This window comes from Streptomyces sp. NPDC001493 (genome assembly GCF_053597235.1).
Genome location: NZ_JBSFHV010000002.1, coordinates 285,165 through 311,688, shown reverse-complemented (window position 1 = coordinate 311,688; position 26,524 = coordinate 285,165). Strand labels below are relative to the sequence as shown.

Sequence of the window (26,524 nt, the reverse complement as noted above, 5' to 3'; positions counted from 1 at the left end):
GGGTACGGAGAAGGGCGGGGCCACGGGGGCCCCGCCCTTCTCACGTACGGATCGCGTTACGCGGCCGGCTTCTCCTCCAGGCGCGGGAAGAGCACCGCACCCTTGGTGACCGTGGCGCCGGCGGCCAGGCGGCCCCAGGTGCCCGCGTCCTGGACGCGCTGGTCGGCCAGGGCACCCAGGGAGGGCTCGGCGCCGAGCGACTCCCACAGCTTCTGCGAGGTCTCCGGCATCACCGGGTTCAGCAGCACCGCGACACCGCGCAGGGCCTCGGACGCCGTGTACAGGATCGTCGCGAGACGGGCCTGGCCCTCCGGCGAGGTGTCCTTGGCGACCTTCCACGGCTCCTGCTCCGTGATGTAGCCGTTGACCTGCTTCACGAAGTCGAAGATCGCCAGGATGCCGGCCTGGAAGTCGAGCTCCTCGCCGATCTTCAGGTCCGCCGTGGCGACGGCCTTCGCCAGACCGTCCTGGACCGCCTGCTCGGCGTCACCGGCGGCGGTCGCCTCCGGCAGCGTGCCACCGAAGTACTTGCCGATCATGGCGGCCACGCGGGAGGCGAGGTTGCCGTAGTCGTTGGCGAGCTCGGAGGTGTAGCGGGCGGTGAAGTCCTCCCACGAGAAGGAGCCGTCACTGCCGAAGGCGATGGCGCGCAGGAAGTACCAGCGGTACGCGTCCACGCCGAAGTGCGAGGTCAGGTCCTGCGGCTTGATGCCGGTCAGGTTCGACTTCGACATCTTCTCGCCGCCGACCATCAGCCAGCCGTTGGCCGCGACCTTGCCCGGCAGCGGAAGGCCCTGGGCCATCAGCATCGCGGGCCAGATCACCGCGTGGAAGCGGAGGATGTCCTTGCCGACCAGGTGGACGTTGGCGGGGAAGGTCCCGTCGAACTTCTCCTGGTTGGCGCCGTAGCCGACCGCCGTCGCGTAGTTCAGCAGGGCGTCGACCCACACGTAGATGACGTGCTTCTCGTCCCACGGCACCGGGACGCCCCAGTCGAAGGTCGAGCGGGAGATCGAGAGGTCCTGGAGGCCCTGCTTGACGAAGTTGACGACCTCGTTGCGGGCGGACTCCGGCTGGATGAAGCCGGGGTTGGCCTCGTAGAACTCCAGCAGCTTCGGGCCGTACTGGCTCAGCTTGAAGAAGTAGTTCTCCTCCTTGAGGATCTCCACCGGCTTCTTGTGGATCGGGCACAGCGGAGTGCCGTCCTCGGCCTCGATGAGGTCCCCGGGGAGCTTGTACTCCTCGCAGCCCACGCAGTACGGGCCTTCGTACCCGCCCTTGTAGATCTCGTCCTTGTCGTACAGGTCCTGGACGAACTCCTGCACCCGGTCGGTGTGACGCTTCTCCGTGGTGCGGATGAAGTCGTCGTTCGCGATGTTCAGGTGCTCCCAGAGGGGCTTCCACGCCTCTTCGACGAGCTTGTCGCACCAGGCCTGCGGGGTGACGCCGTGCTGATCGGCCGTGCGCATGATCTTCTGACCGTGCTCGTCCGTGCCGGTGAGGTACCACACCTTCTCGCCGCGCTGGCGGTGCCAGCGCGTGAGCACGTCGCCTGCGACGGTCGTGTAGGCGTGGCCCAGGTGAGGAGCGTCGTTGACGTAGTAAATGGGGGTGGAGACGTAGAACGACGTCTCTCCCTGCTTCTCGGATCCAGTGGCCGCCATGGTCAAAATCCTAACGGTCCGCGGCAGGGTCCAGGGACGCGGACGGCGGGCCCGGTGACCGGGCCCGCCGTGACGTGCGGTGGAGCGGTTGGCGTGATCCGCCCGAGTGCGCGGGTCAGTCGGCGGAGCCGCCGGACCGGGCCGTGATCCAGGAGGGGAGACCGGCGAGGATCTCCCGGTAGAACGTGGCGTCCGGGATCGTGGCGGGCGCGGGGCCCGCGTGGAAGAACCCGGCGTGCTCGGCGTCCAGCTTCCGCAGGAAGTCGAAGCCCTTGGCGTCGTGGTCGCCGAACGCGACGAACTGGAAGAAGAGCGGCAGCCGGGCGGCCTCGGCCAGCGCCTGCTTGGCCGCGACCTTGGCGTCCGGCGGGCCGTCCGTCTGGAAGACGACCAGCGCCGGGCCGGTGGAGCCGGACTTCTCGTAGTGGGAGACGACCTCTTCGACGGCCCGGTGGTAGTGGGTCCGCCCCAGGCGCCCCAGACCGGCGTTCAGCTCGTCGATGCGGCCCTCGTGGCCTTCGAGGCCGACCGTCCCCGTGCCGTCGATGTCCGTGGAGAAGAAGACCACCTCGACCGAGGCGTTCTCGTCCAGGTGCGCGGCGAGGGCCAGCGTGCGGTCGCCCAGGTGCTGGGCGCTGCCGTCCTTGTAGAACGGCCGCATGGAGCCCGAGCGGTCGAGCACCAGGTAGACGGAGGCCCGGAAACCGGTCAGCCCCTGCGCCTTGAGCGCCGCCTGCGCGGACTTGTAGGGGGCGACCAGACCGGGGGCGCGCGACTTCACCCGGGCGAGTGAGGTGGCGGGCTTGGCGGCGGGCGCGGCCGGGGCGGCGGCAGTGGCGGAGGGCGCCTCGGGGGCGGCCGGGGCCGCTGCCACGGGGGCTGCCGCTTCGGGGGCGGGCGTCTCGGGGGCTGCCGCTTCGGGGGCCGGCTCGGGCTCGTAGTCGATGATGATCGCGTCGAGAGCCGCCTCGGTGGCCTTCTCGGGGGCCTCGGCCGTCTCCGCTTCGGCCGTCTTCGCCTCGGTGTTCGCGGCCGCGGTTGTCTCGGCGGCCTCGTCGGCTTCGGCCTGCGGTTCGGCGGTCTCGGCCTGTGCCGGTGCGGGCTCCGGGGCGGCTTCCGGGGCGGGGGCGGCCTCCGGCTCGGGCTCCGGGTCCATGTCGATGGTGATGGCGGCCGCGAGGGTCTCGGGCTCGACGACCGCCGGCTCCTCGGCCGTGACCTCGGCCTCGAGGGTCTCGGCCTCGGCCTTCGCGGGCTCGGGGGTCTCGGCGGTCTCCGGGGCCGCGGGCCGCTCGTCCACCTCGGAGGCCGGCGCGGCAGCCTGCTCGGGCAGGGAGACCGGCTCGGCCTCAGCGGCAGGCTCGGCTTCGGCGACCGGCTCGGGCTTCGCTTCGGACGCGGGCTTGGGGCCCGTGTTCTGCGCGGGCACCGTCGGCTGCGGGGCGGCGGACGGCTGGTCGAAGGCGGCGGCGACCAGCGCGGCCGCGTTCCCCTGGTCCGACTGGTCCGACCGGTCCGCGCTGTCCGACCCGCCCGTACCCGCGTCCGACGAGGAGCGCGAGGCGGAGGAGAGGGGGGAGGCGGCGGGGGCGGGAACGGTCACCTTCGGCTCGGCGGCCGGAGCGCTCTCCGGGACCACCGTGTCCGATTCCGGCTCCGTCGATCGGGCGCGCTCACCCTGAGGAGGAACGGTGGCCGTGGTCGGCTCGTCCTGCTCCCGGCCGAACACCTTGCGCAGCAAGCTCCGAATGCCCATGGGCGAGGCCTTTCGCGTGAGTTGGGTGCGGGAAATGTCCGACCCGTGGAAAATCATCCCTGGCCAGGACGGATACGTAAGGTTAGCGGCCGGATCAGGCCGTTCGGCGGTCCGGCCCGCACGCGGGTGAACCGACGCGCAACCGTTTCCTTGTGAGAACCCAAGAGTTCGGCGGTCAGGCGTACTTCGCGGCTGGTTGACGGACCTGTTCCTCAACACCCGGACGGACGTACCCCGTCACGGTGCGCATACGATCGGCCAAATCCGCCCCCGCGTCGGGTGCACGGTGGTCCGTCCCGGCGGCGGTCTCCGCGCCGGGGGCTCCCCCGTTACAGTCGGACCATGGTTTCGGTTTCCGGTGAGGCTCCGCAGGCGACAGGCAGCGTCCGGGTCGATGTGTGGATCTGGTCGGTGCGGCTGACGAAGACCCGGGCGCAGGCGGCGGCCGCCTGCCGGGCGGGACACGTCAAGGTCGCGGGTGAACGCGCCAAGCCCGCGCAGGCCGTACGGGTCGGTGACGAGGTGCGGCTGCGCCACGAGGGCCGGGACCGGATCGTCACCGTGTCGAAGATCGTGAAGAAGCGCGTCGGCGCACCGGTGGCGGTGGAGTGCTTCGTCGACGACAGCCCGCCCCCGCCGCCGCGTGAACTGGCTCTCCAGGTGCCGGTCCGCGACCGGGGAGCCGGCCGTCCCACCAAGCGCGACCGGCGCGAGATGGAGCGCCTCCAGGGTGGCCGGGAGACCGGCCGGGAGACCGGTCCGCGCTGAGCGGTCCGAGCTGAGCAGCGCGGCAGCGGTGTGTAACTGCCGCTCACGCTCCGTGTTTCACGTGAAACACCGTCATGGCTGCGGTGAGGCGATGGCGCGGGCGGCCGCGACTTCCTGGCTGAGGGGGCCGAGGACGCTCTCCTCGATGCCGGTGAGGTCGGCCCGTACCCCCACCAGCGTCTCGCTGGACCGGATTCCGGCCGCGAGCTCCCGCAACTGGCCCTCGATCATGATGGCTTCGCCGGGCTCGGGCGGGGGTGCTCCGTAATTCAGCCGCACCCGGGCGGCTGTTGCCGCGTCGACGATCCGCTCGACGGCGACGACCAGCGGCCACCAGGCCGCGGCGCGGGTGCCCACGGGCGGTGGTTCGGTGAGGGCGCGCTGGAACTCGGAGCGCACCGCCGACAGGTCGCGGTAGAGCTTCCGGCGTGCGCGGACCCGCTCGGCCCGGTCGTGGTCGCTGGTGAGGTCGAAGGCGTAGGCGATGTAGTCGGCGGTGTCCTCCACCGCGTCCGCGAGCCGGTCGCCGACGCGGGTGTGCCAGCTCTCCGGCCAGAGCAGATAGCCGGCCACCAGCACGATCGCGCAGCCGAGCAGGCTGTCGAGGAAGCGCGGCTGGACCAGGTTCACGCCCTGGTGGTTGAGGAGGTCGGAGAGCAGCAGGATGGGCGGCGTGACGGCGGCGGTCTGGAACGCGTACCCCTTCGCCGTCAGCGCCGGGATCAGCGCGGCGAGGACCGCCATCGCCGGGACGAACCACCAGCCGGACGGAACCTCGGCCAGTACGGGAGCGGCGACGAGCAGCCCGGCGGTGGTGCCCACGGCCCGCAGTACGGCGCGGGAGAACACCGAGCCGTAGTCGGGCTTGAGGACGAAGGTCACGGTGAGCGCCACCCAGTACGAGCGTTCCACCGGGATCAGCGAGGTCAGTGCCTGGGCCAGTCCGATGCAGAGGGCGAGGCGCAGCCCGTAGCGCCAGGATGCCTCGGAGAGCAGTACGGACCGCAGGGAGCGCCGGACGCGGACGCGCAGGGCGGCGGGCCGGCCGAGCCGGTCGTCTACGTTGTACGGGGCGGGGTCGCCCCCGTGCACGACGGTGGCGGTGTGGCGCAGTGCGGTGTCCACGGCGTGGGTGGCGGGCGAGTCGGGCGGGGGCAGGTCGGGGGTGGGGCGTCCGGTGCGGCCGCGTTCGACGTCGTCGGCGAGTGCGCGTACGGCTGCCGGGACGGCCTCGGGCAGTCGGCGCCCCTCCCCGTGCGCGGCGGGCGCGGCCTCGACCAGTGGGATCACCACGTTGAGCTGGGCGAGCGTCCGCACCATGGCGGGGCTGCGGCCGTGGTAGCGGGCCCGGCGGGCGAGGATCAGGTCGTAGGAGGTGTTGAGGCGTTCGGTGACGTCCTGGCGGTGCAGTTCGTACGCGGGGGTTCCGGCGGCGTCGAGCAGGGCGGCGACCGCGCGGTAGGTGCGGGCGACCGCGGAGCGTTCGGGGAGCCGGCGGCGGAACGGCCACGAGAGCAGGGCGAGCGCCAGCACCACCAGACCGCCGAACGCGAGCAGCAGCGGGGCTACCCACCAGGGGTCGGGCATCGGGAGTCCCGCGCCGACCACGGAGTTGAGCAGGAGCAGCAGGCCGGAGACGGAGGCCACGGCGCCGATCGTCGACATCATTCCGGAGACCAGCGCGACGGCGGTGAGCACACCCACGGAGGCCCAGCCGGTTCCGTACACGAGCGAGCCGAGGGTGACGCCGACGGCGCCGAAGAGCTGCGGCACGGCGATGTTGTAGATGCGCATCCGGTAGGCGTCGGCGGTGTCGCCGATGACCCCGGAGAGGGCCCCCATGGAGACCAGCGCACCGTAGGCGGGGCGGTCGACGGCGAAGCCGACGGCGATCGGTGCGGCCATGGCGACGGAGGCGCGCAGCACGGCCGCCCAGGGGATGGGGGTGGACTGCGGGCGGAGTCCGTTCATCAGCCAGGGCGGCGGCGTCACGCGTCGCCTTCCGGTGCCCATGTCGGCCGTGGCCACGGCTCACTCTCCTCGCGGGGTCCGCCGGATGCTGCCTGAGAGCGGCTTCAGCCCTGGTACCCCTCCACTTCGTCGGCCGGGCGGACCCGGGCCGACGAGGGGTCCTCGCCGTACTCGCTCAGCGCGCGGCGCTGCCTCAGCAGGTCCCAGCACTGGTCCAGTTGGACCTCCACCGTACGCAGCCTGGCCTTCTCCTCGGCGGACAGGCCGAGGGCTGCGGTGGACCGGTCGCGCAGGGACCGTTCTTCGGCGACGAGTTCGTCGATGTTCGTGAGGATGTCGCTGTCGGACATGGGAGTTCCTTCCATTGAGGCAGACGCAGACGCAGAGGCAGGGGCAGTGGCAGCCGGGCGGGGTGGGTCACGGGGCGTGGTGCCTCAGGGCGAAGACCGTCTTGCCCCGGGCGCCGCCCGCCCGGTTCTGCGCGAGCGCCTCGGGGGCCTTCTCCAGGGGGAGTTCGAGGTCGATGGGGACGACGAACGCCCCGCTGGTCACCGCCGTCGCGAGCGCGTCGAGCAGCAGTGCGGTCGGCGCGAGCCGGAAGCCGACGGGGAGCGGTCCGGTGTGCGGGGTACGGGTGCCGCCGGCGCCCCGGGTGGTCAGTGCGATGCCGCCGTCCCGGACGAGGGCGGCGTGCTCGGCGAAGGCGTCCGGGGTCTCGGAGACGAGGTCGGCGAGGGCGTTCACCCCGTGCGGGCAGAGCTCCCGCACGGCGGCGGGGAGTGCTTCCGGTCCGGCGGAGACGTCGAGGGTGCGGGCGGCCCCGAGGATGGTCATCCTGCGGTTCTCGTCGCCGCGTACGGCGGCCAGTACCCGGACGCCCCGGGCGGAGGCGAGCTGGGTGAGGTAGCTGCCGACGCCGCCCGCCGCCCCGACGATCAGCAGGGACTCGCCCTCACCGGCCCCGGTGGCGGCCAGGATCTGGCAGGCGGCGGTCGCGGCGGTCGGCAGTGCGGCGGCGGCCTTCAGCGACAGACCGGTGGGGACCGGGGCGATCGCCGAGTCCTGGTGCACCGAGACGTACTCGGCGTAGGCGCCCCCGCCGGGCAGCGGGGCGGTGACCATGCCGAACACCGGGTCGCCCACCCGGAACCGGCTGGGGCCCCGGCCGATCATGTCCACCCGCCCGGCGAAGTCCACACCGAGGATGTGCGGGAGGCTCCCGGGTGCCGTACCGGCCGCCGGGTCGTCGGCGCGCTGCCAGTCGTACGGGTTGAGGGCCGCGTACTCGATCCGCACCCGCACCTCGCCCGGCTCCGGATCGGGCTTGGGGAGTTCGGTGAGTGCGGGCTCCCCGTGGAGCGCGGTGACGGCGATGGCTCGCATACGGCAACCTCCAGTCGCCCCCGGCGTTCACGCTCCCACTCTCGCCCGGCCCGTTCCGCGCCGCACGTCGGAGGCGGCTCGACCGGGCCCGGCTGCCCCGCGATGCCGCGCCGCCGTGCCGCCCCGGCCGCCCCGCCCCTCCGGCGTCAGCCCGGCCGGGGCGCGGTCAGCAGGTACCGGGCGACGACACCGGCCACCAGCAGGACGGCGCCCACCCCCAGGAGCCACCAGACCGTGGTGCGCAGCGAGGCGGTCAGCGCGTCGGAGATCGCCGCCGCACCGTCCCGGTCGCCCATCGGCACCGCGTCCAGCATCTGCGCGCGGCCGATGGCGAGGAGCACCCGGAGCACGACCGCGCCCAGGACGAGTCCGGCGCCCACGACCGCGGTGGCGAAGAGCCCGGCCCGCCGCCCGCCCCGGACCGTCGACAGCCCCACCACCAGCACGAGGAGGACCACGGTCGCCACGGCCGGCCAGACGCTGGCGTACCTCAGCCATCCGAACGTCTCGCGCACATGGTCGGCCCGGTCCCCGGAGAGGATGGTGAGTTCGGTGCGCTCGACCGGTATCTGGTCGGCGAAGGGCACGCCGCTCACCTCCAGCTCCCTCTTCACCTGCTCGATCACCGGCGCCAGGTCGATGGTCACGGACTCGCCGGAGTCTCCGTCGAGCGCGGCCGTGATCGAGGTGTGGGCGGTGCGGTTCGCCGCGTCCCACGCGGCACGGAACGCGTCCGTCGTCGTGAACGACAGGACGCCCTGGTGCAGGAAGTCCCGCATCGTCTCCTGGAGCCCGCCGAGGTCGATCCGCCGCATCGCCTCGTCGGTGATCAGGTCGGCGACGGTCTCGCGCACGGCGGGGTCGGAGGAGAGCGGGGAGACGGCGGCCACGTACCGGTCGGTGTCGTCGACCTCCAGGTCGACCCAGGCGGAGAGCGCGCTCAGCGGCACCAGGACGGCGAGCACGACGAGCAGCACGGCCGACAGGGGCACCGAGAGAGAGGTCCGCATCTCCTCAGGGAATCCCGGCGGCCGTGGTCGCGCCCCGAGCCGTCGTCCATTCGAGTTGCCGGGCGGCGCGGCCGGGTGTGCGCTGGAGTGGACGGGGGCGACGGAAGGAGCTCTCCACCATGGCCACACACGCAGCCATGCCCGGGTCGAGGTCCCGGGCATCGCAGGCCAGGACGCCGGTCCACCGGCACACCTCGATGGTGTGGGCGGTGCCCCTGCTCCTCGGCGTCATCTACGGCTTCTACGCCGCCTTCATCCGGCGGGACGGCGGCCCGAGCACGGGCGGTCAGGTGGCGCTGGGCTTCGCCGCCGGTGTGGCGTTCGCCGTGCTCTGCTACGCACTGGCCCGGTTCGAGTACGCGATCCCGCGCGAGGCGCGGGCGGCGGCCTACGGGGCGCTGACGGCGTGCGCGATCGGGTTCCTGGTGAGTCTGACCGACACCAGCGTGCTGCGCTCGACCATCCTCGGCCTGGCGGTCGGCGTTCCGGTGGCGCTCGCCACGTACTACTTCTTCTACTCGCGGGAGGACTGGCCGGAGGAACGGACCGACGACCGGACCACCGGCGGGACGATCTACCGGGCGACGGACAGGACCGCCCACCGGATCACCGACCGGCCGCTGCCCGGGGGAGGTGAGGGTGAGCGCCGAACCGGCCGTCGAAACGACCGGTCTGGGTGAAGGTCTTCGGTGAGAACCGGGCCGTGGACGGCATCGATCTCGCCGTCCCCACCGGAACCGTCTACGGAATCCTCGGCCCCAACGGCGCCGGGAAGACCACCGCCGTCCGGATGCTGGCGACCCTGCTGCGACCGGACGGCGGCAGCGCGCGGGTCTTCGGCCACGACGTGGTGCGGGAGGCCGACGCGGTACGCGGCCTGGTCAGCCTCACCGGGCAGTACGCCTCGGTCGACGAGGACCTCACCGGTACGGAGAACCTGGTGCTCCTCGCCCGGCTGCTCGGCCACTCCCGGTCCGCCGCCCGCTCGCGCGCCGCGCACCTGCTCGAAGGCTTCGGGCTGGGTCCGGCCGCCGGGAAGCAGGTCAAGAACTACTCGGGCGGGATGCGGCGCCGGATCGACATCGCCGCGTCCATCCTCAACACCCCGCGCCTGCTCTTCCTCGACGAACCGACCACCGGTCTCGATCCGCGCAGCCGCAACCAGGTGTGGGACATCGTCCGGGCGGTCGTCGCCCAGGGCACCACCGTGATGCTGACGACGCAGTATCTGGACGAGGCCGACCGGCTGGCGTCCCGCATCGCGGTGATCGACCACGGCCGGGTGATCGCCGAGGGCACCAAGGGGGAGCTGAAGGCGTCGGTGGGCTCGGGGACGGTCCATCTGCGGCTGCGGGACCCCGCGCAGCGGCCGGAGGCCGAGCGGGTGCTGGTCCGCACGCTGGGCGCCGTGGTGCAGCCGGACCCCGACCCGGTGGCGCTGACCGCCCGGGTCGACGGTTCGGGCTCCGAGCGGGGGGCGGCCGAGCGGGCCGCGCGGGCCCTGGCGGAGCTGGCCCGGGCCGGCGTCACCGTGGACAACTTCGCGCTGGGCCAGCCCAGCCTCGACGAGGTCTTCCTCGCCCTCACGGACCGGAAGGGAACGGCGGCGTGACGGCCACCACGACTCCGACGACCACCGGGCCGGGCGCCGAAGGCGCCGACGCCGACGCGTTCTCCGTACCGGACGCGGAGCGGCTCGCGGCGCTGCTGGTCTCCGGGGAGCGCCCGCCCCGCCCGGGCGCGCTCTCCGTCTCCCTCACCTTCGGGTGGCGCGCGGTCCTGAAGATCAAGCACGTGCCGGAGCAGCTCTTCGACGTGACGGCGTTCCCGATCATGCTGGTGCTGATGTACACGTACCTCTTCGGCGGGGCGCTCGCCGGGTCGACCGGGGCGTACATCCAGTTCCTGCTGCCGGGCATCCTGGTGATGAGCGTCGTGATGATCACGATGTACACCGGGGTCTCGGTCAACACCGACATCGTCAAGGGCGTCTTCGACCGGTTCCGCACCCTGCCGATCTGGCGTCCCGCGCCGATGGTCGGCTATCTGCTGGGCGACGTGCTGCGCTATCTGCTGGCCTCGGCGGTGATGCTCACGGTCGGCGTGATCATCGGCTACCGGCCGGACGGCGGCGTGCCCGGCGTGCTCGCGGGGGTCGCGCTGGTGCTGGTGTTCGCCTTCGCCTTCTCGTGGGTGTGGACGATGTTCGGCCTGCTGCTGCGCACCGAGAAGTCGGTGATGGGCGTCAGCATGATGGTGATCTTCCCGCTGACCTTCCTCAGCAATGTGTTCGTCGATCCGAGCACGATGCCGGGCTGGCTCCAGGCCTTCGTGAACAACAATCCGGTGACCCACGTGGCGACCGCCGTACGGGAGCTGATGGCGGGCGGCTGGCCCGCGACGGCCGTCCTCTGGTCGCTGGGGTGGTCGGCGCTGCTGGTGGCGGTGTTCGGCCCGGTCACGATGCGGCTCTACAACCGGAAGTGAGCGGGGCCGACCGGAGGTGAGCGGGGCGGGAACGCGCCGACGGCGGTGAGCGCGGGTCCCTGTGGGAACCGCGCGCTCACCGCCGTCGGGCGCCCGGTCGCGGAAGACCGCCCGGCCGGGTGGCCGTCCCGTCGCGTACCGCCGACTCAGTCGCGTACGACCGTCACCGGGCAGGGGGCGTTCTGGGTGACGTGGAGGCTGACCGATCCCAGCAGGGTCGCCTTGAAGCCGCTGTACCCTCGTGCGCCGACCACCAGCAGGTTCGCTCCCTCGGCGCGGTCGATGAGGTTCTGCGCCGGGTTGCCGATCACCACGACCTTGCTGATCCCCGCCGCGCGCTCCGCGCCGAGGGCTTCTTCCAGGGCCTCGGTGAGGGAGACGGTCGCCAGGGCCTGCGGGTCGAAGTCCTCCGGCATGCCCGGCATCATCGAGGCCCAGCTGGTGGCGGGGTACTCCCAGCTGTTGACGGCCTCGACGGTGTCGCCGGTGAGCTCGCCCTGGCGCACCGCCCAGTGCAGTGCCTTGATCGACGACGCCGAGCCGTCCACGCCTACGACGATCCTGCCCATGTTCTGCCTCCCGCCGGGGCCCGCTCGATCGCTCGGTCCCGCTCGATCCGATGTCCGGTCCACTGTCCGGTCCACTCCAAGTAGACCGGACATTTCAGGCATCTGGGTCGAGTCGTCCCGCCGCGCGTGTCCGTACGGCGCGGGCGCCGGTCAGTCGAGCCGCAGGTCGGAGAGCTGCTGCGCGAACGGCACGATCGCGTCCAGCCCGTCGTCCAGGCCCAGCGTCCGGGAGGCGCCGGAGACCGTACGCCCCAGGACCGCCGAGGCCAGCTCACCGCCGGCCCGCCGGACGCGGGACGGCAGGCCGTCGGTGTACTCGTCGCCGGACGAGCCCCAGTCCTCCGACGCCGCGTACACGGACGTCGGTACGGTCACGGCCCGCAGGTACGCGAAGAGCGGGCGCATGGCGTGCTCCAGGACCAGCGAGTGCCGGGCCGAACCGCCGGTCGCGGCGATCACGACCGGCTTCCCGGTCAGCGCGGTGTTCTCGATCAGGTCGAAGAAGGACTTGAACAGACCGCTGTACGAGGCGCTGAAGACCGGGGTCACCGCGATCAGCCCGTCCGCCCCCGCCACCGCGTCGATGGCGTCCTGCAGGCCGGCCGACGGGAACCCGGTGATCAGGTTCTTCGCGATGTCGACGGCCAGGTCGCGCAGGTCGATCGCGCGGACCTCGACCCGACGGTCCTGTACGGTCTCCAGCTGCTCCCGGGTGGCCGTCGCCAGCCGGTCGGCCAGCATCCGGGTCGAGGACGGCTGGCTCAGCCCGGCCGACACGGCGACGATCCTGAGCGGGGCGGTGGTGAGGCCGATGGCGCCCACGGGTGCTGTCATGACGGTCAGACCTCCTTCGAGGCGGTGCGGGCGGCGGTGACGGCCGGGTGGACGGGGGCGGATTCCGGCACCCCGGCGGGGCGCAGGGCGGCGAACTCCTTGCGGAGCACCGGGACGACCTCCTCGCCGAGGATGTCGAGCTGCTCCAGGACCGTCTTGAGCGGGAGTCCGGCGTGGTCCATCAGGAACAGCTGGCGCTGGTAGTCGCCGACGGCGTCACGGAACGACAGGGTGCGCTCGATGACCTCCTGCGGGGAGCCGACGGTCAGCGGCGTCTCGCGGGTGAAGTCCTCCAGCGTCGGGCCGTGGCCGTAGACCGGGGCGTTGTCGAAGTACGGGCGGAACTGCTTGACGGCGTCCTGCGAGTTCTTGGCCATGAACACCTGGCCGCCGAGTCCGACGATGGCCTGGTCGGGGGTGCCGTGGCCGTAGTGCGCGTACCGCTGCCGGTACAGCTCCACCATCTTCTTGGTGTGGGACATCGGCCAGAAGATGTTGTTGTGGAAGAAGCCGTCGCCGTAGTACGCGGCCTGCTCGGCGATCTCGGGGGAGCGGATCGAGCCGTGCCAGACGAACGGCGGCACGCCGTCGAGCGGGCGCGGGGTGGCGGTGAAGGACTGCAGCGGTGTGCGGAACTTCCCCTCCCAGTCCACGACGTCCTCGCGCCACAGCTTGTGCAGCAGGGCGTAGTTCTCGATGGCGAGCGGGACGCCCTGGCGGATGTCCTTGCCGAACCACGGGTAGACCGGGCCGGTGTTGCCGCGGCCCATCATCAGGTCGACACGGCCGTCCGCGAGGTGCTGGAGCGTGGCGTAGTCCTCGGCGATCTTCACCGGGTCGTTCGTCGTGATCAGCGTGGTGGAGGTCGAGAGGATGAGCTTCTCGGTGCGGGCGGCGATGTAGGCGAGCGTCGTGGTCGGCGACGACGGGACGAACGGCGGGTTGTGGTGCTCGCCGGTCGCGAAGACGTCCAGGCCGACCTCTTCGGCCTTCTGCGCGATGGCGAGGGTGGCCTTGATCCGCTCGTTCTCGGACGGCGTCCGGCCGTTCGTCGGGTCGGTGGTGACGTCCCCGACGGTGAAGATCCCGAACTGCATGACGTCCGCCTCCTGTGCTGTGGCCGCTTCAATGTTGTTGAAGCTTGAACTAACTGGTCCCACCCTACAACGGGGACCCCCCACTGGCTATTCCGTCCGCGCACCACCCGTTGCCCCTGAGGGAACGAGGGGGAAACGCGGTGGCGCGGGTGGCGGCGCGAGGGTGGTGCGGGGGTGGTGCGGGCGGTCCGCAGGGGCTTTCGGGCCCACCGGGCGGGCGGCGGCCGGGTGCGTACTCTGGGGAGAACGCGCTGTGACCGGAGCAGGCCCGGAGCAGGCCCGGAGCAGGCCCGGAGCCGTCGGGGCCGACGGGGCGCGTCCGAGCGGGTGCGGGACGAGGGGGAACGGCCGTGAGCGAGAGCGAGAACTGGAAGGAGCGCGGCGTCGCGCTGCGCGTCTTCGTGTACGTCTTCGCCACCCACGCCTTCGCGGGCTTCGTCTACCTGCTGTTCTACGTGGGAAACCACGCCCACAAGTAGGGCCCGGCCCGCGAAGGCGGGCGGCTCCCGCGTCAGCGGCGGGCGACGGCCAGGCTGACCACGTACCGCTCCTCGACGTACTGCTCCCCGGCGTGCCGCTGCTCGACCTGCCGCTCCTCGGCCGTCCCGTCCGGGAGGGCGGCGGACAGCAGGCCGCGCTCCTCGGCGAGGAAGGCGGCCGTCCCCTCCGCGCCGAGGACCAGGAAGTCGGAGTAGCTGGCGAGGTTGGCCAGATGCGTGCCGAGGGGAACCCTCCGGGACCAGGCGATCTGCCGGTGGACGAAGCCGATCCCGGCCGGCAGCCCGCGGAAGCGGGCCCGGGGGTCGTGAGGGCGGTCCGCGGCGCCGAAGAGACGGCGCAGCCGGGCGTCCTGGGCGGCGATCCACGGGACGGTGGCGTCCGAGTCGTTCCACCAGAGCGCGAGGGTGCCGCCGGGGCGCAGCACGCGCAGCGCTTCCGGGACGGAGGCCCGCGGATCGGTCCAGTGCCAGGACTGGGCGTAGGTGAGGAAGTCGACGGAGGCGTCGGCCAGGGGCAGCCGGTCGCCGTCCCCGCGCACCAGTGGGACCCCGGGCAGCCGGCGGCGGAACTCCGACGCCATCCCGGCGCCGGGCTCGACCGCGAGGACCCGCGCGCCCCTGTCCCGCAGGAGCGCCGTCGCCAGCCCGGTACCGGCCCCGACGTCGGCGACGGCGGCGCCCTCGATCGGGCGGCCGCCGAGCTCCTCGACCGCGTCCAGCAGCGCCGGAGGGTAGGAGGGGCGGTTCGCGGCGTACGCGGCGGCGGCGAGATCGAACGAGCGGGCCTGCGAAGTCCTGGTCATACGGCCATTGTTGGAGGGGCGGGTGCGCGCGCCGCCACCGGTTTTCCGGGAGCGGGCGGGCGGCTGCCGATCCCGGGGCGGGCGGACGGCTGCGCAGTACACTCGCCCCATGACCTCCGTACCGTGCCGGAACTGGTGGCGCTCCTCCTAGGAGCGGCACCCCTTCCGCACGGAACCAGGGCCGTTCGACACGGACGGCCCTTCTCCGTTCCCGCGTACGGCGCCCGAGGCGCGCGACGGGGAGACGGACACGGATCAGCTCCACGGCGGGGCCGTCCTCCACGCAGACCACCTCGCGAGGAGAGATCCCATGACCACGATTCCGCCGCTCACCACTCCCGCCCCGGGCACCGGCCCGCTCGCCGACGCGTCCCCGCTGGCCGCGTCCACCCTCACCGGCGCGTCCCCGCTCGCCGCGTCCACCGTCGCAGCCGCCCGTAGGCGCAGCGCCGAGCTGGAGCGGGAGCTCGCCGCGGAGCCGGGCAGCTTCCGGGTGATGACCGGGGACCGGCCGACCGGCCCCCTCCACCTCGGGCACTACTTCGGCACCCTCCACAACCGGGTCCGGCTCCAGGACCTGGGCGTGGAGGTCTTCGTGCTGATCCCCGACTACCAGGCGCTCACCGACCGGGACGTCGTCGACCGGCTCGCGGAGACGATGGAGGGGCTGCTCCTCGACTACCTCGCCATCGGCATCGACCCGTCGCGTTCGACGATCTTCAACCACAGCGCGGTGCCCGCCCTGAACCAGTTGCTGCTGCCCTTCCTCAGCCTGGTCTCGGTGGCCGAACTGGGCCGCAACCCCACGGTCAAGGACGAGATCGCGCACTCCCGCCAGGCGTCCGTCAGCGGTCTGATGTACACCTACCCGGTCCACCAGGCCGCCGACATCCTCTTCTGCAAGGGCAACCTCGTCCCGGTGGGCCAGGACCAGCTGCCGCACCTGGAGCTGACGCGGACCGTCGCCCGCCGTTTCAACGAGCGCTACGCACCGGTCTTCCCGCAGCCCGAGGCGCTGCTCTCCGCCGCCCCGCTGCTGCTCGGCACCGACGGCGGCAAGATGAGCAAGAGCCGTGGCAACGCCATCGCCCTCGGCGCGACCGCCGACGAGACCGCCCGGCTGATCAAGGGTGCGAAGACCGACGCCGACCGGCGCATCTCCTACGACCCCGAGCACCGGCCCGCGGTCTCCAACCTCGTGCTGCTCGCCGCGCTCTGCCAGGACCGCGACCCGTACGAGGTCGCCGAGGCGATCGGGGACGGCGGGGCCGCCGTGCTCAAGCGGACCGTGACGGAGGCCGTCAACACCCGGCTGGCGCCCGTCCGGGCCCGCCGTGCGGAGTACGCGCGGGATCTGGGGTACGTACGCTCCGTGCTGCACGCCGGGAACGCTCGCGCGAACGAGATCGCCGAACGCACCCTGGACGAGGTCCGGGAGGCCATGGGGACGCTGCGGTAGGGGAGCTGCGGCAGGGGCCTCGGTGCCGGGCGGTGCGGCGGGGGCGCGGCGCCGCCCGGCACCGGTCACCTCGTGGCCACTTCTCCGGTGGTCACTTCTTGAGGAAGTCCAGCAGGTCCTTGTTGAACTTCTCCTTGTCGCCCGGCACCAGAGCGATGCCGTGCGAGCCGCCCTCGTAGACCTTCAGCGTGGCGTCCTTCACCAGCTTCGCGGTCTTGCGGCCGGTGGCGTCGATCGGGACGACCTGGTCGTCGTCGCCGTGCACGACAAGGGTGGGGACGTCGAACTTCTTCAGGTCCTCGTGGAAGTCCGTGGAGGCGAAGGCGTCGACGCAGGCGACCCCGCCCTCGATGGTCTCGGCCATGGCCATGTACCAGAACGCGTCCTTGTTGCCCTGGGTGGCCTTGGTGCCCTCGCGGTTGGCGGAGTGGAAGCCGACCGCGGTGTCCTTCCAGAACTGCGAACGTTCCGTCAGGATGCCCTTCTTGATGTCGTCGAAGACGCTCTGCGGCACGCCCTCCGGGTTGTCCGGTCCCTGGAGCATCAGGGGTGGGATCGCGGAGAGCAGGACGGCGGACCTGATCCGCTCCGTGCCGTGCCGGCCGATGTACCGGGCCAGCTCGCCTCCTCCCATGGAGTGCGCGACCAGGGTGACGTCCCGCAGGTCGAGCTGGGTGATCAGGTCGTCGAGGTCGTCGGCGAAGGTGTCGAAGTCGTAGCCGTCCCACACGGGGGTGGACCGGCCGTGGCCCCGGCGGTCGTGGGCGATGCCGCGGTAGCCGGCGTCCGCGACGGCCTTGAGCTGGTCCTGCCAGGCGTCACCGTTGAGCGGCCACCCGTGGATGAAGACCACGGGGCGCCCCTGCCCCCAGTCCTTGTAGAAGATCTCGACTCCGTCGCGCGTGGTGCAGACGGGCATGTGCTTCTCCCTCTCCTGCGGTCCTGCCGAGTGGTGGACAACACGGCCCATTACGGCATGGGAGGGAATGCGACGGGGAGCGTTCTTGGGCCGAACGGGTGAGGGCGGGCGCGTTACGGGGCGACGCTCGGCGTGGAGCGTTTCACGTGAAACGCTCCACGCCGTGCCCACCGCTGCCCCGGCCGCTGCCTCAGCGCCGCCCGGAGGCCGCGCGCTGCCTGCGCAGCAGCTCGGCGAGTCCGCGCCGGGTGGCAGCGATCACCACGCGGTCCTCGGCCTTGAGCACGTACCCGTCCGGCAGGTCCCAGATCAGCCCCGAGGTGCGCTGCCTGCCCCCGGCGCCGTAGAGGGGGGCGGCAGCGGAATCGGGTACCCGGTCGCCGGGCGGGGTGGTGTCCAGGGCCAGTACGCGCCAGGCGCCGGCCCGGAACGCCTGGGCGACGGTGTGGCCCTCCAGCTGGGGGTGTCCGCCCACCACCAGGGCGGCGAAGAGCATCACCTTCCGCTCGACGGGGACGGCGCCGAGGATCTGCCGGCCCATCATCGCCACGGCGAACGAGGGGGCGGCCAGATGGGTCACCGACCGGGAGCGGGTGGTGGCCCCCGGGTGGGCGGTGCGCAGGGTGCGGTAGACGACGGTCGCGAAGTCGTCGTCGTAGAGCCGGAGAGCCACCCGCAGGTCGGGCTTGATCGACCGGGCGTAGAGGGTCGCTTCGAGGTTGGTGGTGTCGCTGCTGGTCAGGGCGAGCAGCGCGCGGGCCCGGCCGACCTTCGCCGCTTCCAGGACGCCTTCCTGGGTGACGTCGCCGATGACGGTCGGCACGTGCAGGGAGCGGGCCAGCGGGATGCCCCGGGCGTTCGGGTCCTCCTCGACGACGACCACGGGGATGCCGAGCTCGCGGAGGCGTACGAGGACCCGGGTGCCGATCTTGCCGAGGCCGAGCAGCACCACGTGGCCGGAGAGGCCGCGCGGCGGGCGGCGCAGCGAGGAGGCGGTGCGCAGGGTGCCGAAGGCCTCTAGGACCGCCGCGATCAGCAGCGGCAGCAGCAGGAGTCCGGCCACCCCCGACAGCAGTTGGATGATCTTGCGGGCGGAGGGTGCGGTGTCCTCCGCCGGGTCCCCCATGGCGAACAGGTCGAGCAGGGTCAGGTAGACCGAGTGCGGGGCGCTGTCGCCGGTCGTCCGGACCGAGGCCACCGCCAGGGCGACCACGGCCGCCGCGACGCCCAGGGCCGACCAGCGCAGCCGCCGCGAGAACACCTGGCTCAGCGGGGCGCCCCTGCCGCCCATCCGGACGGCGGGCCGGTCCGGGGCCGAGCGGCTGACGGTCTCCAGGACGATGGTGCCGCGCCCGGTCGCCGCCGCCACGGAGCGTTCGTCGGGCAGCAGCCGCGGTCCTTCGTCGCCGCTGCTGTCGGAGCCCTCGGCCCCGGCGGGGTCGACGGTGGTGGAGGAGAGGAGCGCGAGGGTGCAGAGCCCCGGGTCGGCCCGTTCGCCGGGGCCGGGCGGGGTGCGTTCGGCCGCGCGCAGCAGCAGCCCCTCCGCCTCGACGACCTTGCTGCTGCCGGTCAGCGCGGTGGCGGCCAGGGCCGGGGCGACGGTGTCGGCGTCGGAGAGGACCGTGGTGCTGGCGTCCAGCGCGGCCGGGTCGAGTCCGGGCACGGCGAAGGCCGCCGCCTGGTCGAGGAGGGTCTCCAGGTGGACGCCGAGCTTGCGGTTGTAGAGGCGGATCACCAGGCGCAGACGGGGGTTGAGCCGGCGGGCGGTCAGCGCGGCCCGGATGTTGCGCTCGTCGTCCTCGTAGACGAGGGCGAGGGCGGCGGCCCGGTCGACGCCTGCCTCTTCCAGGATGTCGTCGGAGGGTTCCGCCGATTCCATGATGACGACGGGCTCCACCCCGGCGTTGGTGTCGCTGTCGCCGGATCCGACGCCGTCCAGGGGTGCGGGACCGGTGCGGCTCATCGCCGCGGACATCCGGCCGAACAGGGCGGAGGCGCGGGCCCGCTGGTTCAGCGGGAGGTCCGGCTGCGCGGCGTCGGGACCGGGCGGGAGGATCAGGGTGACGCGTTCCCCGTAGACGTACCGCAGTTCCACGGCGAGCCGCCGGGCGAGCGCGTCGTCCCCGCAGACGACCATGTGGCCGGAGACCGGGGGGCGTTGGGGGCGCTGCGGCTGCTGGGGGAGAGAGGACACGAAACCCAGCATGCCTTGCTCCTGTCGGGTCGGTACGGGACTCGGTGATCCGTGTGCCGAACTCGGGGCCGGGGGCGGAGGCGGAGGGGGATGCGGCCGGGTCGGGGAACCCGGTACGAGCCCCGTCGCCGGGACCCGTCGCCGGGCCGTCCCCCCGATTCCCCCGTGCAGTCCCGTCAATCCCCCGTCAGGACTCCATCAACGCACCGTCAATGGAACGGTCGTTCCCCCGTGCGGTGCTGTACGGATCGTGCCATCCGGAAAGGTCTTCGCGCACTGCCGGATCCCGGCAGTCCTGGAGCCAGGGGGTTGCCGGGACGCGGCACGGACGGTTGTGCGCTACATATACGTACCGGAACATGGGGAGGGGAAGGGTGATGGCGGAATCGCGCATACCCATCGAGGCGCTGGGAAACTACGTCCACGTCCTGGAGGAAGTGGCCGCGACGGGCAGGCGGTTGACGCACAAGGAACTTGAGGACCGCCGCGAACTGGGCCGGGAGGCCGCGGAGTCCGGGCTCCAGCTGCGCGGGCTGATCACCCTCCACCTCGCGCGGACCCGGGTGCACTGGCCGTGCACGGCGGCCCGGGGCGGCGCCGGCTCGACGGACGCCGTGCTCCACGCGGTGGAACAGGCCGTGGACGCGTTCACCGAAGGCTTCGAGGGGGCCCAGCGGATGACGGTGCGCCGCGAGGAGGCGGCCCGCCGCGAGTTCATCGACGACCTGCTCTACGGGCGCAGCGACCTCGGCCACCTCGCGGAGCGGTCCTCCCGGTTCGGGCTGCATCTGTCGCGGGCGCACGCGGTCGCGGTGGCCGTGGGCCCGGAAGCGTACACCGAGACGGACGCGGTGCCGCGCAGCGTGGAGGCGGCCATGCTGGCCCGGTTCGGGGGGCGGGAGATCCTGCTGACGACGAAGGACGGCCGCTTGATCTGCATCGCGCCGGGCAGCCGGCCGGACGTCCTGCTCCACTTCGCCCAGCAGTCCCACGCGGCGACCGGCGGCGGGCGGGCGGCCATCGGCCGGCCGCACCACGGGCCGGGCGGTGTGGTGCAGTCCTACGACGAGGCTCTGGAGACCCATGAGCTCGCCGAGCGGCTGGCGCTCGACGAACCGGTGCTGCACGCGGCGGACCTGCTGGTCTATCCCGTGCTGACCCGGGACCGGCAGGCCATGGTGGACCTGGTGCGCAGCCGGCTGGGCCCGCTCCAGAAGGCCCGGGGCGGCGCCGAACCGCTGCTGCGGACCCTCCAGGCGTACTTCGACTCGGGGTGCGTGGCGGCGGAGACGGCCCGCCGGCTGTCGCTGAGCGTCCGGGCGCTGACCTACCGGCTGGAGCGCATCCACCAGCTGACCGGCGCCGACCTCTCCGACCCGGTGCACCGCTACACCCTGCAGACGGCGGTCATCGGCGCCCGGCTGCTGGACTGGCCCGCGAAGGAGATCTGAGGCCGCGCACGGGAGGGCCGCGCACGGGAGAGCCCGCGCGACGGTCTCGCGCGAGGAGGGCCGGACACCTGTGTGCCCGGCCCTCCCTGTGTGCGGTCGCCCTCGGGACCGCGATGCCGTCGGGCCCTCACGTCATCGGGCCCGCGCGGCTTCACCCGCTCATGTCATCAGGCCCCCACGTCCCTGCGCCGGAGGTCTTCGAGGGACTCGCGGCGTACGAGCAGCCGTACGGTGCCGTCCGTCACGGCGACCACCGGCGGCCGGCCCACGAGGTTGTAGCCGGAGGCCATCGACAGGTGGTACGCCCCCGCCGCCGGGACGGCCAGCAGATCGCCCGGGTGCACGTCCTCGGGGAGTTCCACCGCGTCGGCCAGGATGTCCCCGGCCTCGCAGTGCCGGCCCACCACGGTCACCATCCGCCCGGGGGCGGTGGAGGCCCGGCCGACCATCCGGGGCGCGTACCGCACGCCGTACAGAGCCGGGCGCGGGTTGTCGCTCATGCCGCCGTCGACGGCGACGAAGGTGCGGGTGCCGGTCCGCTTGACGGAGAGCACCCGGTACACGGCCACGCCCGCCGGGCCGATGACCGCCCGTCCGGGTTCGACGGTCAGCCGGGGGACCGGCAGCATGGCCCGCGCGCATCCGGCGGCGAGTTCGGCACGGATGCGCGCGGCGAGGGTGGGGATGTCGAGCGCCGGTTCGCCCGCCCGGTACGCGATGCCGTGCCCGCCGCCCATGTCCAGCTCGGGCAGCACGACCCCGTGCTTGTCGCGGGTGCGGGCGAGGAGCCCCACCATCCGGCGGAGCGCGGAGACGTACGGCGTGACCGAGGTGATCTGCGAGCCGATGTGGCAGTGCAGGCCCACGAGTTCGAGTCCCGGCTGGCCGAGGACCCGGTCGATGGCGTGCTGCGCCGAGCCGTCCATGAGGGAGAGGCCGAACTTCTGGTCCTCGGTGCCGGTACGGACCGCGGCGTGTCCGCCGGCCGAAATCCCGGGTACCACACGGATCATGACGGGCTGGCGGGTGCCGTGCGGCACCAGGGCGGCGAGGCGGGCGATCTCGGAGGTGGAGTCGAGCACGATCCTGCCGACGCCGAGCCGCACGGCGGTGCTCAGGTCCTCCGGGCTCTTGGCGTTGCCGTGCAGCACGATCCGGTCGGCGGGGAAACCGGCGCTGATCGCGAGGAGGAGTTCACCGGCCGAGCAGACGTCGAGCCCGAGCCCCTCCTCCCGTACCCAGCGGACGACGGCCCGGCTCAGGAAGGCCTTCGCCGCGTAGACCACGTCCGCCTCTTCCGGCGGGAACGCGGCGCGGTAGGTCCGGCAGCGGTCGCGGACCTCGCCCTCGTCGAGTACGTACACCGGGGTGCCGAACCGTTCGGCGGCCTCGGTCAGGGAGACCCCGCCCACCGTCATGTCCCCGTGCGGGCCGGGGCGCGTCGACGCGGGCCACACGTCCTTCGGATACGTCTGCCGGGCCGGGGAGGCACACGGGGTGAGGGCGGCGCGGGAGGTGGGGGAGGCGGTGAGCTCCCCGGCCGGGTCGGGGGACCCGGCCGGAGAGGGGGCGCCGGCGGGGCTTGGGGACCCGGCCGGTGCGGGGGTGGGGACGGGGGCGAGGTGGGTGGTGGTCATGGCGCGCTCCCTTCAGCGTCCGTGGCGGACGAGCGCGGGGGCGTCGGGGACGGCCGGCGCGGGAGGAGCCGTGTCCGTCGTGGGGACGACGGGTACGGCGGGGGCCGCCTGCCGGGCAGGCGCGGTGGACGCGGTGGGGGCCGCGTGCGCGGCGGTGTGGGGCACCGAGGGGTGCGGGTCGGCGGCGCGCGGCGCGGAGAGCAGCGGGTCGACGGTGAGGGTGCGGACGCCGAGAGGAGCGGCGAGGTCGCGCAGGGCCGGTTCGCAGAGGCGTACCCACTGCTGTCCGGCGCCCAGGGTGGCGACGAGCCGGCGTTCCGAGGTGAACGCGACGGCGGTGCGCGCGCCGAGCGGTGTACGGAAGAACCGTGCCTGGACGCTCGACGGGCAGCGGGCGGAGCCCGCGCGGACGGGTACGAACAGCGGCCCGGCCGGGACGGATGCGATCGGGGGTCCGGCCGGGACGGGTTCGAGGGGGTCGGAATCCGGCAGCGCGCTTTCCATGGTGCCTCCAGACGTCGGCACGGGTCGCGGACGCGACCCGGCGGTTCGTCTTCGACGCTAAGTCCGCAGGCAGGGGGCGGCGCGGTCGGAGTCCGGGCCCTGACGGGTACTTGACGCCGGACCCGGGTCACCTTGACGCGACCCTGATGCGGAGTCCGGCGAGTACGGGTGCGGGCGACCCTTCCGGGGCGCGGTGCGCGAGAGCGTCGGGGCGCGGTGCGCCCCGGGAACGCGACATGCCCCGGTCGTCAGGACCGGGGCATGCCGGAGTGCGGTGCGGCGGGCTCGGCGCGCAGGGTCCGAGCCTCGGAGGCTCCAGCGCGTCGGCGCGGAGGCCGAGCTCGGAGGTTTCAGCGCGTCGGCGCGGAGGCCGGGATCAGAGGTCGAACTCGTGCGGCGGCAGGTCGAGGGCGAAGCACGCCTCCCGGACCACGGCCTGCTCCGACTTGTCGAAGTCGCCGTCGGCGCCACCGATGACGATGCCGATCTGGATGACCGCGCGCGCCTCGGCCGGCTTCTTCTTCGCCTTGGCGATCTCCTGGAGCACGGTGACCTTGCCGAACGCGAAGTCGGCGGTGAGCTTGTCGACGTACGCGTTGAAGCGGCGCTGGAGGTCTTCCGCGGGGAAGTTCTGGAGCACGTCGTTGCTCATGATCAGCTGGGCGACACGCTGCCGCTCCGACGGGTCGATGGAGCCGTCGGCCGCCGAGACCAGGGCGCACATCGCCATGCTCGCGTCGCGGAACGCCCCGCTCTTCAGGTCGTTCTTCTTCGCCTCCAGCTGCGTCTGCATCGTCGAGGCGGATTCCTTGATCCGATCCCAAAGGGCCATGACGTCTCCATACGTTGCTTTGCGGTGCGTTGGCTGAACCGAGTGGAACTCTACAGACGTGTAGAACTCGCTGCTCGACCCGGCAGGCTTTGCCACGGAATGGCGGCTCAGTAGGATGCGGCGATCGCTGAGCAGTGCCCGGGGCCGCCCCGCCGCGACTGCGAGAGCTTGCGCGAAGGGCGGACACCGCATGGGAAACGCGGGAAGGTACGAAGACGTTCCTGACGTTCCTCCGGGGGCCGACGCGTCCCCGGGGGCCGACGTATCTCCCGGCGCGGGCGGTCGGCCGCGCCGGCGGGGGCAGGGCGAGCTGGAGGCCCAGGTGCTCGCCGCGGTGCGCTCGGGCGGAGGACCGGTGACGGCGGGCTGGGTGCGGGAACGCCTCGACGACGGCCTCGCCCTGACGACGGTCATCACGATCCTCTCCCGCCTCCATGCGAAGAACGCGGTCACCCGCACCCGTGCGGGCCGTTCCTACGCCTGGACGAACGCCTCCGACGAGGCCGGTCTCGCCGCCCTGCGGATGCGCCGGGTGCTCGACGGCGAACGGGACCGCGAGGCCGTCCTCGCCCGCTTCGTCTCCGCGCTCAGCCCCGGCGACGAGGAACGCCTGCGGGCCCTGCTGTCCCGGACCGGCCCGGTGGGTTCGCAGGATTCGCCGGGTCCGCCGGATTCGGACGCGAGCGACCCCGCCGGGCCCTCGCGGCCCGATGCCCCCGGCCACGCGCCGGGGAACCGATGACGACGACAGGGGCGTTGGGGGAGCGATGGGCATCTTCGTCTACCTGCCACTCGTCCTGCCGCTGACCGCGCTGCCCGTCGCGCGGCTGGCCGCGCACCATCTGCACCCGCGCACCGCGACCCGGCTGCTGGCCGTCGCCGGTACGACGCTCGCGCTGTGCAGCACCCTCTGCCTCGCCCTGCTGATGGTGATCGGTACGGCCCAGCTCCCCGGCAACCCGTTGCCGGACGGCTGGTCGGACCCCGAGGTCAGGGCCGCGCTGCCCTACGAGGACCGGACGGGACTGGTGGCCATCGGGGTGCTGGGCGCGGTGGTGGCCGGCTGTGCGACGACGCTCGTACGCCATGTACGTACCCGGGTCGCCGCATCCCGCGCACTGGGGGCGGCGGGAGCGGAGGGGGCGGGCCGGGCTGCCGCTTCCGCTCCCGGTTCGGGGGCCGGTTCCGGCGCCGGTTCAGGGGTGCGTGTGGTGGAGTCGCCCGCTCCGTACGCGTACGCGCTCCCCGGCGGCCTGACGGGCGGCCGGACGCGCGGTACGGCAGGCGCGGGCCGGGTCGTCGTCTCCAGCGCCCTGCTCGACTGCCTCGAACCGGCCGAGCAGCGGGCGCTGTTCGCCCACGAGCGGGCGCATCTGGCGGGGCGCCACCACCGTTACCTGCTGCTGACACAACTGGCCGCGCGCGCCAACCCGTTCCTGGTGCCACTCCGTACGGCGGTGGCGTACACCACCGAGCGCTGGGCCGACGAGGAGGCCGCACAGGCGGTCGGCAGCCGCCATGTGGTGGCGCGGGCGGTCGGCAAGGCGGCCTTGGTATCGGCCCGTTCGCCGTTCGTGGGGCTGGCGGGGTTCGCGGCGGCGGGGCCCGTACCGCTCCGGGTCGCCGCCCTTCTCGACCCCGCCCCGGCCGCCCGTTTCTGGCCGCCGGCGTCGGCACACCTGCTCCTCGCCGCGCTGACGGCGACGGTGGGTACGGTGGCCTCCGCGCTGTCGTCGGTGAACGCCACGGTCACGCTGGTCCGCATCCTGCACGAGGCGACCCCGCTGTAGGCCGGCCTCGCCGGGGAACTCCGCAGGCCAGCAGGTCAGCAGGTCAGGGGGGAAACCGGCGCGCCGCGTGCGGTACACGACTGTTGCTCTGTACGGGAACGGTGACAGTGGTGTCGTGGGTCCAGGACATCCGGCCGCGGGGTTCCCCGGATGGCTCATAGTGATCACACAGCAGGTCGCACCGCAGGGCACACCCACATGTCGCACCGCATGTCGCACTGCGTGTCGCACCGCAGGTCACCCACCAGATCACGGCAGGCCGTGGAGAGACGCCTCTCCGTGGACGCCCTTCCCACGGGAGCAACACCATGGCTTCGGCCCTCCGCACCAAGACCGCCGTCCTCGTCGCCGCCGCAGTCGCGGGCACCCTGCTGCTGACCGGCTGCCAGGGGGACGACTCCGACGGAGGCTCCGACACCGGCGCGAAGGACACGAGCAGCAGCGCCGCCGCCACGCTTCCGGCCGAGACCCCTGCGGCGCAGGAAGCCCCGTCCGCCTCCGCCACCGCCGACAGCACCGGCGGTGGCAGCACCGGCTCGGGCGGGGACGCTTCGGACGGCTCCGGCGACCGGGAGACGGCCATCGAGGGCATCGACCAGGGCAAGGGCGTCAACGGCACCTGGAACGGCAAGGTGCGTTTCCTCGCCCCCGGCAAGTACACGGTGACCGGCTCGGACGGCACCGACCAGCAGTTCTTCGTCTCGGAGGACACGGACATCGAGGGCACCGGCGACATCTGCGGTACGGAGGACGGCCAGGCCGCCATGCCGTGCAGCGAGGAGATGCTGGAGGCCGCGACCAAGGGCGACGGCGTGGACGCCGAGGTCGTCGTCGCGAACGGCATCGCCAAGAGCATCGTCGACGACCACAGCTGACGCGGATCACCGCACGCGGGC

23 protein-coding genes and 2 pseudogenes are annotated in these 26,524 nt (G+C 72.9%); 10 read left to right on the top strand and 15 right to left on the bottom strand.

The genetic code is table 11. From position 1 onward, the window contains the following. Window positions 1-56: 56 nt before the first annotated feature. Together metG and ACWCWD_RS03915 are read right to left on the bottom strand one after the other, a co-directional pair. Entirely contained in the window at window positions 57-1,664 is a 1,608-nt protein-coding gene (gene metG / locus ACWCWD_RS03920; RefSeq protein ID WP_450770021.1) for a methionine--tRNA ligase, read from the bottom strand. A 115-nt stretch (window positions 1,665-1,779) separates the two neighbouring features. Then, window positions 1,780-3,420, bottom strand: a complete 1,641-nt coding sequence (locus ACWCWD_RS03915; protein ID WP_450770020.1) for a VWA domain-containing protein — start codon at window positions 3,418-3,420, stop codon at window positions 1,780-1,782. A gap of 342 nt (window positions 3,421-3,762) precedes the next feature. Between ACWCWD_RS03915 and ACWCWD_RS03910 the strand changes: the two genes are divergently transcribed. Then, window positions 3,763-4,188, top strand: a complete 426-nt coding sequence (locus tag ACWCWD_RS03910; RefSeq protein ID WP_450770019.1) for an RNA-binding S4 domain-containing protein — start codon at window positions 3,763-3,765, stop codon at window positions 4,186-4,188. A gap of 72 nt (window positions 4,189-4,260) precedes the next feature. Here ACWCWD_RS03910 and ACWCWD_RS03905 read toward each other — a convergent pair whose 3' ends face one another. The 4 genes from ACWCWD_RS03905 to ACWCWD_RS03890 all read right to left on the bottom strand — a co-directional run bounded on the left by ACWCWD_RS03905 (window position 4,261) and on the right by ACWCWD_RS03890 (window position 8,552). After that, the gene (locus tag ACWCWD_RS03905) at window positions 4,261-6,159 is read right to left on the bottom strand and encodes an FUSC family protein (RefSeq protein WP_450770365.1); all 1,899 of its coding nucleotides are present in this window, start codon (window positions 6,157-6,159) and stop codon (window positions 4,261-4,263) included. Window positions 6,160-6,263: 104 nt separating this feature from the next. Continuing rightward, window positions 6,264-6,509 carry a DUF2630 family protein gene (locus tag ACWCWD_RS03900; RefSeq protein WP_450770018.1) on the bottom strand — a complete coding sequence of 82 codons (246 nt, stop codon included), beginning with the start codon at window positions 6,507-6,509 and terminating at the stop codon, window positions 6,264-6,266. 67 nt (window positions 6,510-6,576) lie between these two features. After that, window positions 6,577-7,542, bottom strand: coding sequence for an NADP-dependent oxidoreductase (locus ACWCWD_RS03895; RefSeq protein WP_450770016.1), 966 nt, complete (start codon window positions 7,540-7,542; stop codon window positions 6,577-6,579). Between the two features lie 146 nt (window positions 7,543-7,688). After that, window positions 7,689-8,552, bottom strand: coding sequence for a hypothetical protein (locus ACWCWD_RS03890; RefSeq protein WP_450770015.1), 864 nt, complete (start codon window positions 8,550-8,552; stop codon window positions 7,689-7,691). A 119-nt stretch (window positions 8,553-8,671) separates the two neighbouring features. Here ACWCWD_RS03890 and ACWCWD_RS03885 point away from each other — a divergent pair. The 3 genes and pseudogenes from ACWCWD_RS03885 to ACWCWD_RS03875 all read left to right on the top strand — a co-directional run. Beyond that, window positions 8,672-9,079 (top strand): annotated as a pseudogene (locus ACWCWD_RS03885) (hypothetical protein); the annotation flags it as partial. Between the two features lie 112 nt (window positions 9,080-9,191). Continuing rightward, window positions 9,192-10,164 (top strand): annotated as a pseudogene (locus ACWCWD_RS03880) (ATP-binding cassette domain-containing protein). Further along, complete coding sequence (locus tag ACWCWD_RS03875) at window positions 10,161-11,039, top strand: ABC transporter permease (RefSeq protein WP_450770013.1); 879 nt, start codon at window positions 10,161-10,163, stop codon at window positions 11,037-11,039. Before ACWCWD_RS03880 ends, ACWCWD_RS03875 begins: the two are co-directional and overlap by 4 nt. A gap of 146 nt (window positions 11,040-11,185) precedes the next feature. On the opposite strand, the gene ACWCWD_RS03870 is transcribed toward ACWCWD_RS03875, so the two are convergent. From ACWCWD_RS03870 to ACWCWD_RS03860, 3 genes are all read right to left on the bottom strand, one after another. Further along, the gene (locus tag ACWCWD_RS03870; RefSeq protein WP_390958986.1) at window positions 11,186-11,608 is read right to left on the bottom strand and encodes a universal stress protein; all 423 of its coding nucleotides are present in this window, start codon (window positions 11,606-11,608) and stop codon (window positions 11,186-11,188) included. A gap of 150 nt (window positions 11,609-11,758) precedes the next feature. Further along, window positions 11,759-12,442: an FMN reductase gene (locus ACWCWD_RS03865; RefSeq protein ID WP_450770011.1), complete on the bottom strand. Its 684-nt coding sequence runs from the start codon at window positions 12,440-12,442 to the stop codon at window positions 11,759-11,761. A 5-nt stretch (window positions 12,443-12,447) separates the two neighbouring features. Further along, window positions 12,448-13,539 (bottom strand): LLM class flavin-dependent oxidoreductase, encoded by a 1,092-nt coding sequence (locus tag ACWCWD_RS03860; RefSeq protein WP_450770009.1) that lies wholly within the window; start codon window positions 13,537-13,539, stop codon window positions 12,448-12,450. Between the two features lie 350 nt (window positions 13,540-13,889). Here ACWCWD_RS03860 and ACWCWD_RS03855 point away from each other — a divergent pair, with 350 nt between their 5' ends. Continuing rightward, window positions 13,890-14,018 carry a DUF6126 family protein gene (locus tag ACWCWD_RS03855; protein WP_450770008.1) on the top strand — a complete coding sequence of 43 codons (129 nt, stop codon included), beginning with the start codon at window positions 13,890-13,892 and terminating at the stop codon, window positions 14,016-14,018. A gap of 32 nt (window positions 14,019-14,050) precedes the next feature. On the opposite strand, the gene ACWCWD_RS03850 is transcribed toward ACWCWD_RS03855, so the two are convergent. Then, window positions 14,051-14,842: a class I SAM-dependent methyltransferase gene (locus tag ACWCWD_RS03850; RefSeq protein ID WP_450770006.1), complete on the bottom strand. Its 792-nt coding sequence runs from the start codon at window positions 14,840-14,842 to the stop codon at window positions 14,051-14,053. Between the two features lie 310 nt (window positions 14,843-15,152). Here ACWCWD_RS03850 and trpS point away from each other — a divergent pair, with 310 nt between their 5' ends. Continuing rightward, window positions 15,153-16,301 carry a tryptophan--tRNA ligase gene (gene trpS / locus ACWCWD_RS03845; RefSeq protein WP_450770004.1) on the top strand — a complete coding sequence of 383 codons (1,149 nt, stop codon included), beginning with the start codon at window positions 15,153-15,155 and terminating at the stop codon, window positions 16,299-16,301. Between the two features lie 91 nt (window positions 16,302-16,392). Here trpS and ACWCWD_RS03840 read toward each other — a convergent pair whose 3' ends face one another. Further along, window positions 16,393-17,220 carry an alpha/beta fold hydrolase gene (locus tag ACWCWD_RS03840; RefSeq protein WP_450770002.1) on the bottom strand — a complete coding sequence of 276 codons (828 nt, stop codon included), beginning with the start codon at window positions 17,218-17,220 and terminating at the stop codon, window positions 16,393-16,395. 190 nt (window positions 17,221-17,410) lie between these two features. Continuing rightward, window positions 17,411-19,426, bottom strand: coding sequence for an NAD-binding protein (locus ACWCWD_RS03835; RefSeq protein WP_450770001.1), 2,016 nt, complete (start codon window positions 19,424-19,426; stop codon window positions 17,411-17,413). Window positions 19,427-19,791: 365 nt separating this feature from the next. Between ACWCWD_RS03835 and ACWCWD_RS03830 the strand changes: the two genes are divergently transcribed. After that, window positions 19,792-20,865 (top strand): PucR family transcriptional regulator, encoded by a 1,074-nt coding sequence (locus tag ACWCWD_RS03830; protein WP_450769999.1) that lies wholly within the window; start codon window positions 19,792-19,794, stop codon window positions 20,863-20,865. Between the two features lie 167 nt (window positions 20,866-21,032). On the opposite strand, the gene lysA is transcribed toward ACWCWD_RS03830, so the two are convergent. From lysA to ACWCWD_RS03815, 3 genes are all read right to left on the bottom strand, one after another. Next, on the bottom strand, window positions 21,033-22,502 hold the full coding sequence (gene lysA / locus ACWCWD_RS03825; protein WP_450769998.1) for a diaminopimelate decarboxylase: 1,470 nt from the start codon (window positions 22,500-22,502) through the stop codon (window positions 21,033-21,035). A gap of 12 nt (window positions 22,503-22,514) precedes the next feature. Continuing rightward, window positions 22,515-23,006 (bottom strand): SAV_915 family protein, encoded by a 492-nt coding sequence (locus ACWCWD_RS03820; protein WP_450769996.1) that lies wholly within the window; start codon window positions 23,004-23,006, stop codon window positions 22,515-22,517. Window positions 23,007-23,382: 376 nt separating this feature from the next. Next, the gene (locus ACWCWD_RS03815) at window positions 23,383-23,838 is read right to left on the bottom strand and encodes a tellurite resistance TerB family protein (RefSeq protein ID WP_327176926.1); all 456 of its coding nucleotides are present in this window, start codon (window positions 23,836-23,838) and stop codon (window positions 23,383-23,385) included. Window positions 23,839-24,028: 190 nt separating this feature from the next. Between ACWCWD_RS03815 and ACWCWD_RS03810 the strand changes: the two genes are divergently transcribed. From ACWCWD_RS03810 to ACWCWD_RS03800, 3 genes are all read left to right on the top strand, one after another. Beyond that, window positions 24,029-24,580: a BlaI/MecI/CopY family transcriptional regulator gene (locus tag ACWCWD_RS03810; protein WP_450769995.1), complete on the top strand. Its 552-nt coding sequence runs from the start codon at window positions 24,029-24,031 to the stop codon at window positions 24,578-24,580. Between the two features lie 25 nt (window positions 24,581-24,605). Beyond that, window positions 24,606-25,628 (top strand): M56 family metallopeptidase, encoded by a 1,023-nt coding sequence (locus ACWCWD_RS03805; protein ID WP_450769993.1) that lies wholly within the window; start codon window positions 24,606-24,608, stop codon window positions 25,626-25,628. Window positions 25,629-25,936: 308 nt separating this feature from the next. Further along, the gene (locus ACWCWD_RS03800) at window positions 25,937-26,503 is read left to right on the top strand and encodes a hypothetical protein (RefSeq protein ID WP_450769992.1); all 567 of its coding nucleotides are present in this window, start codon (window positions 25,937-25,939) and stop codon (window positions 26,501-26,503) included. Window positions 26,504-26,524: the final 21 nt, after the last annotated feature.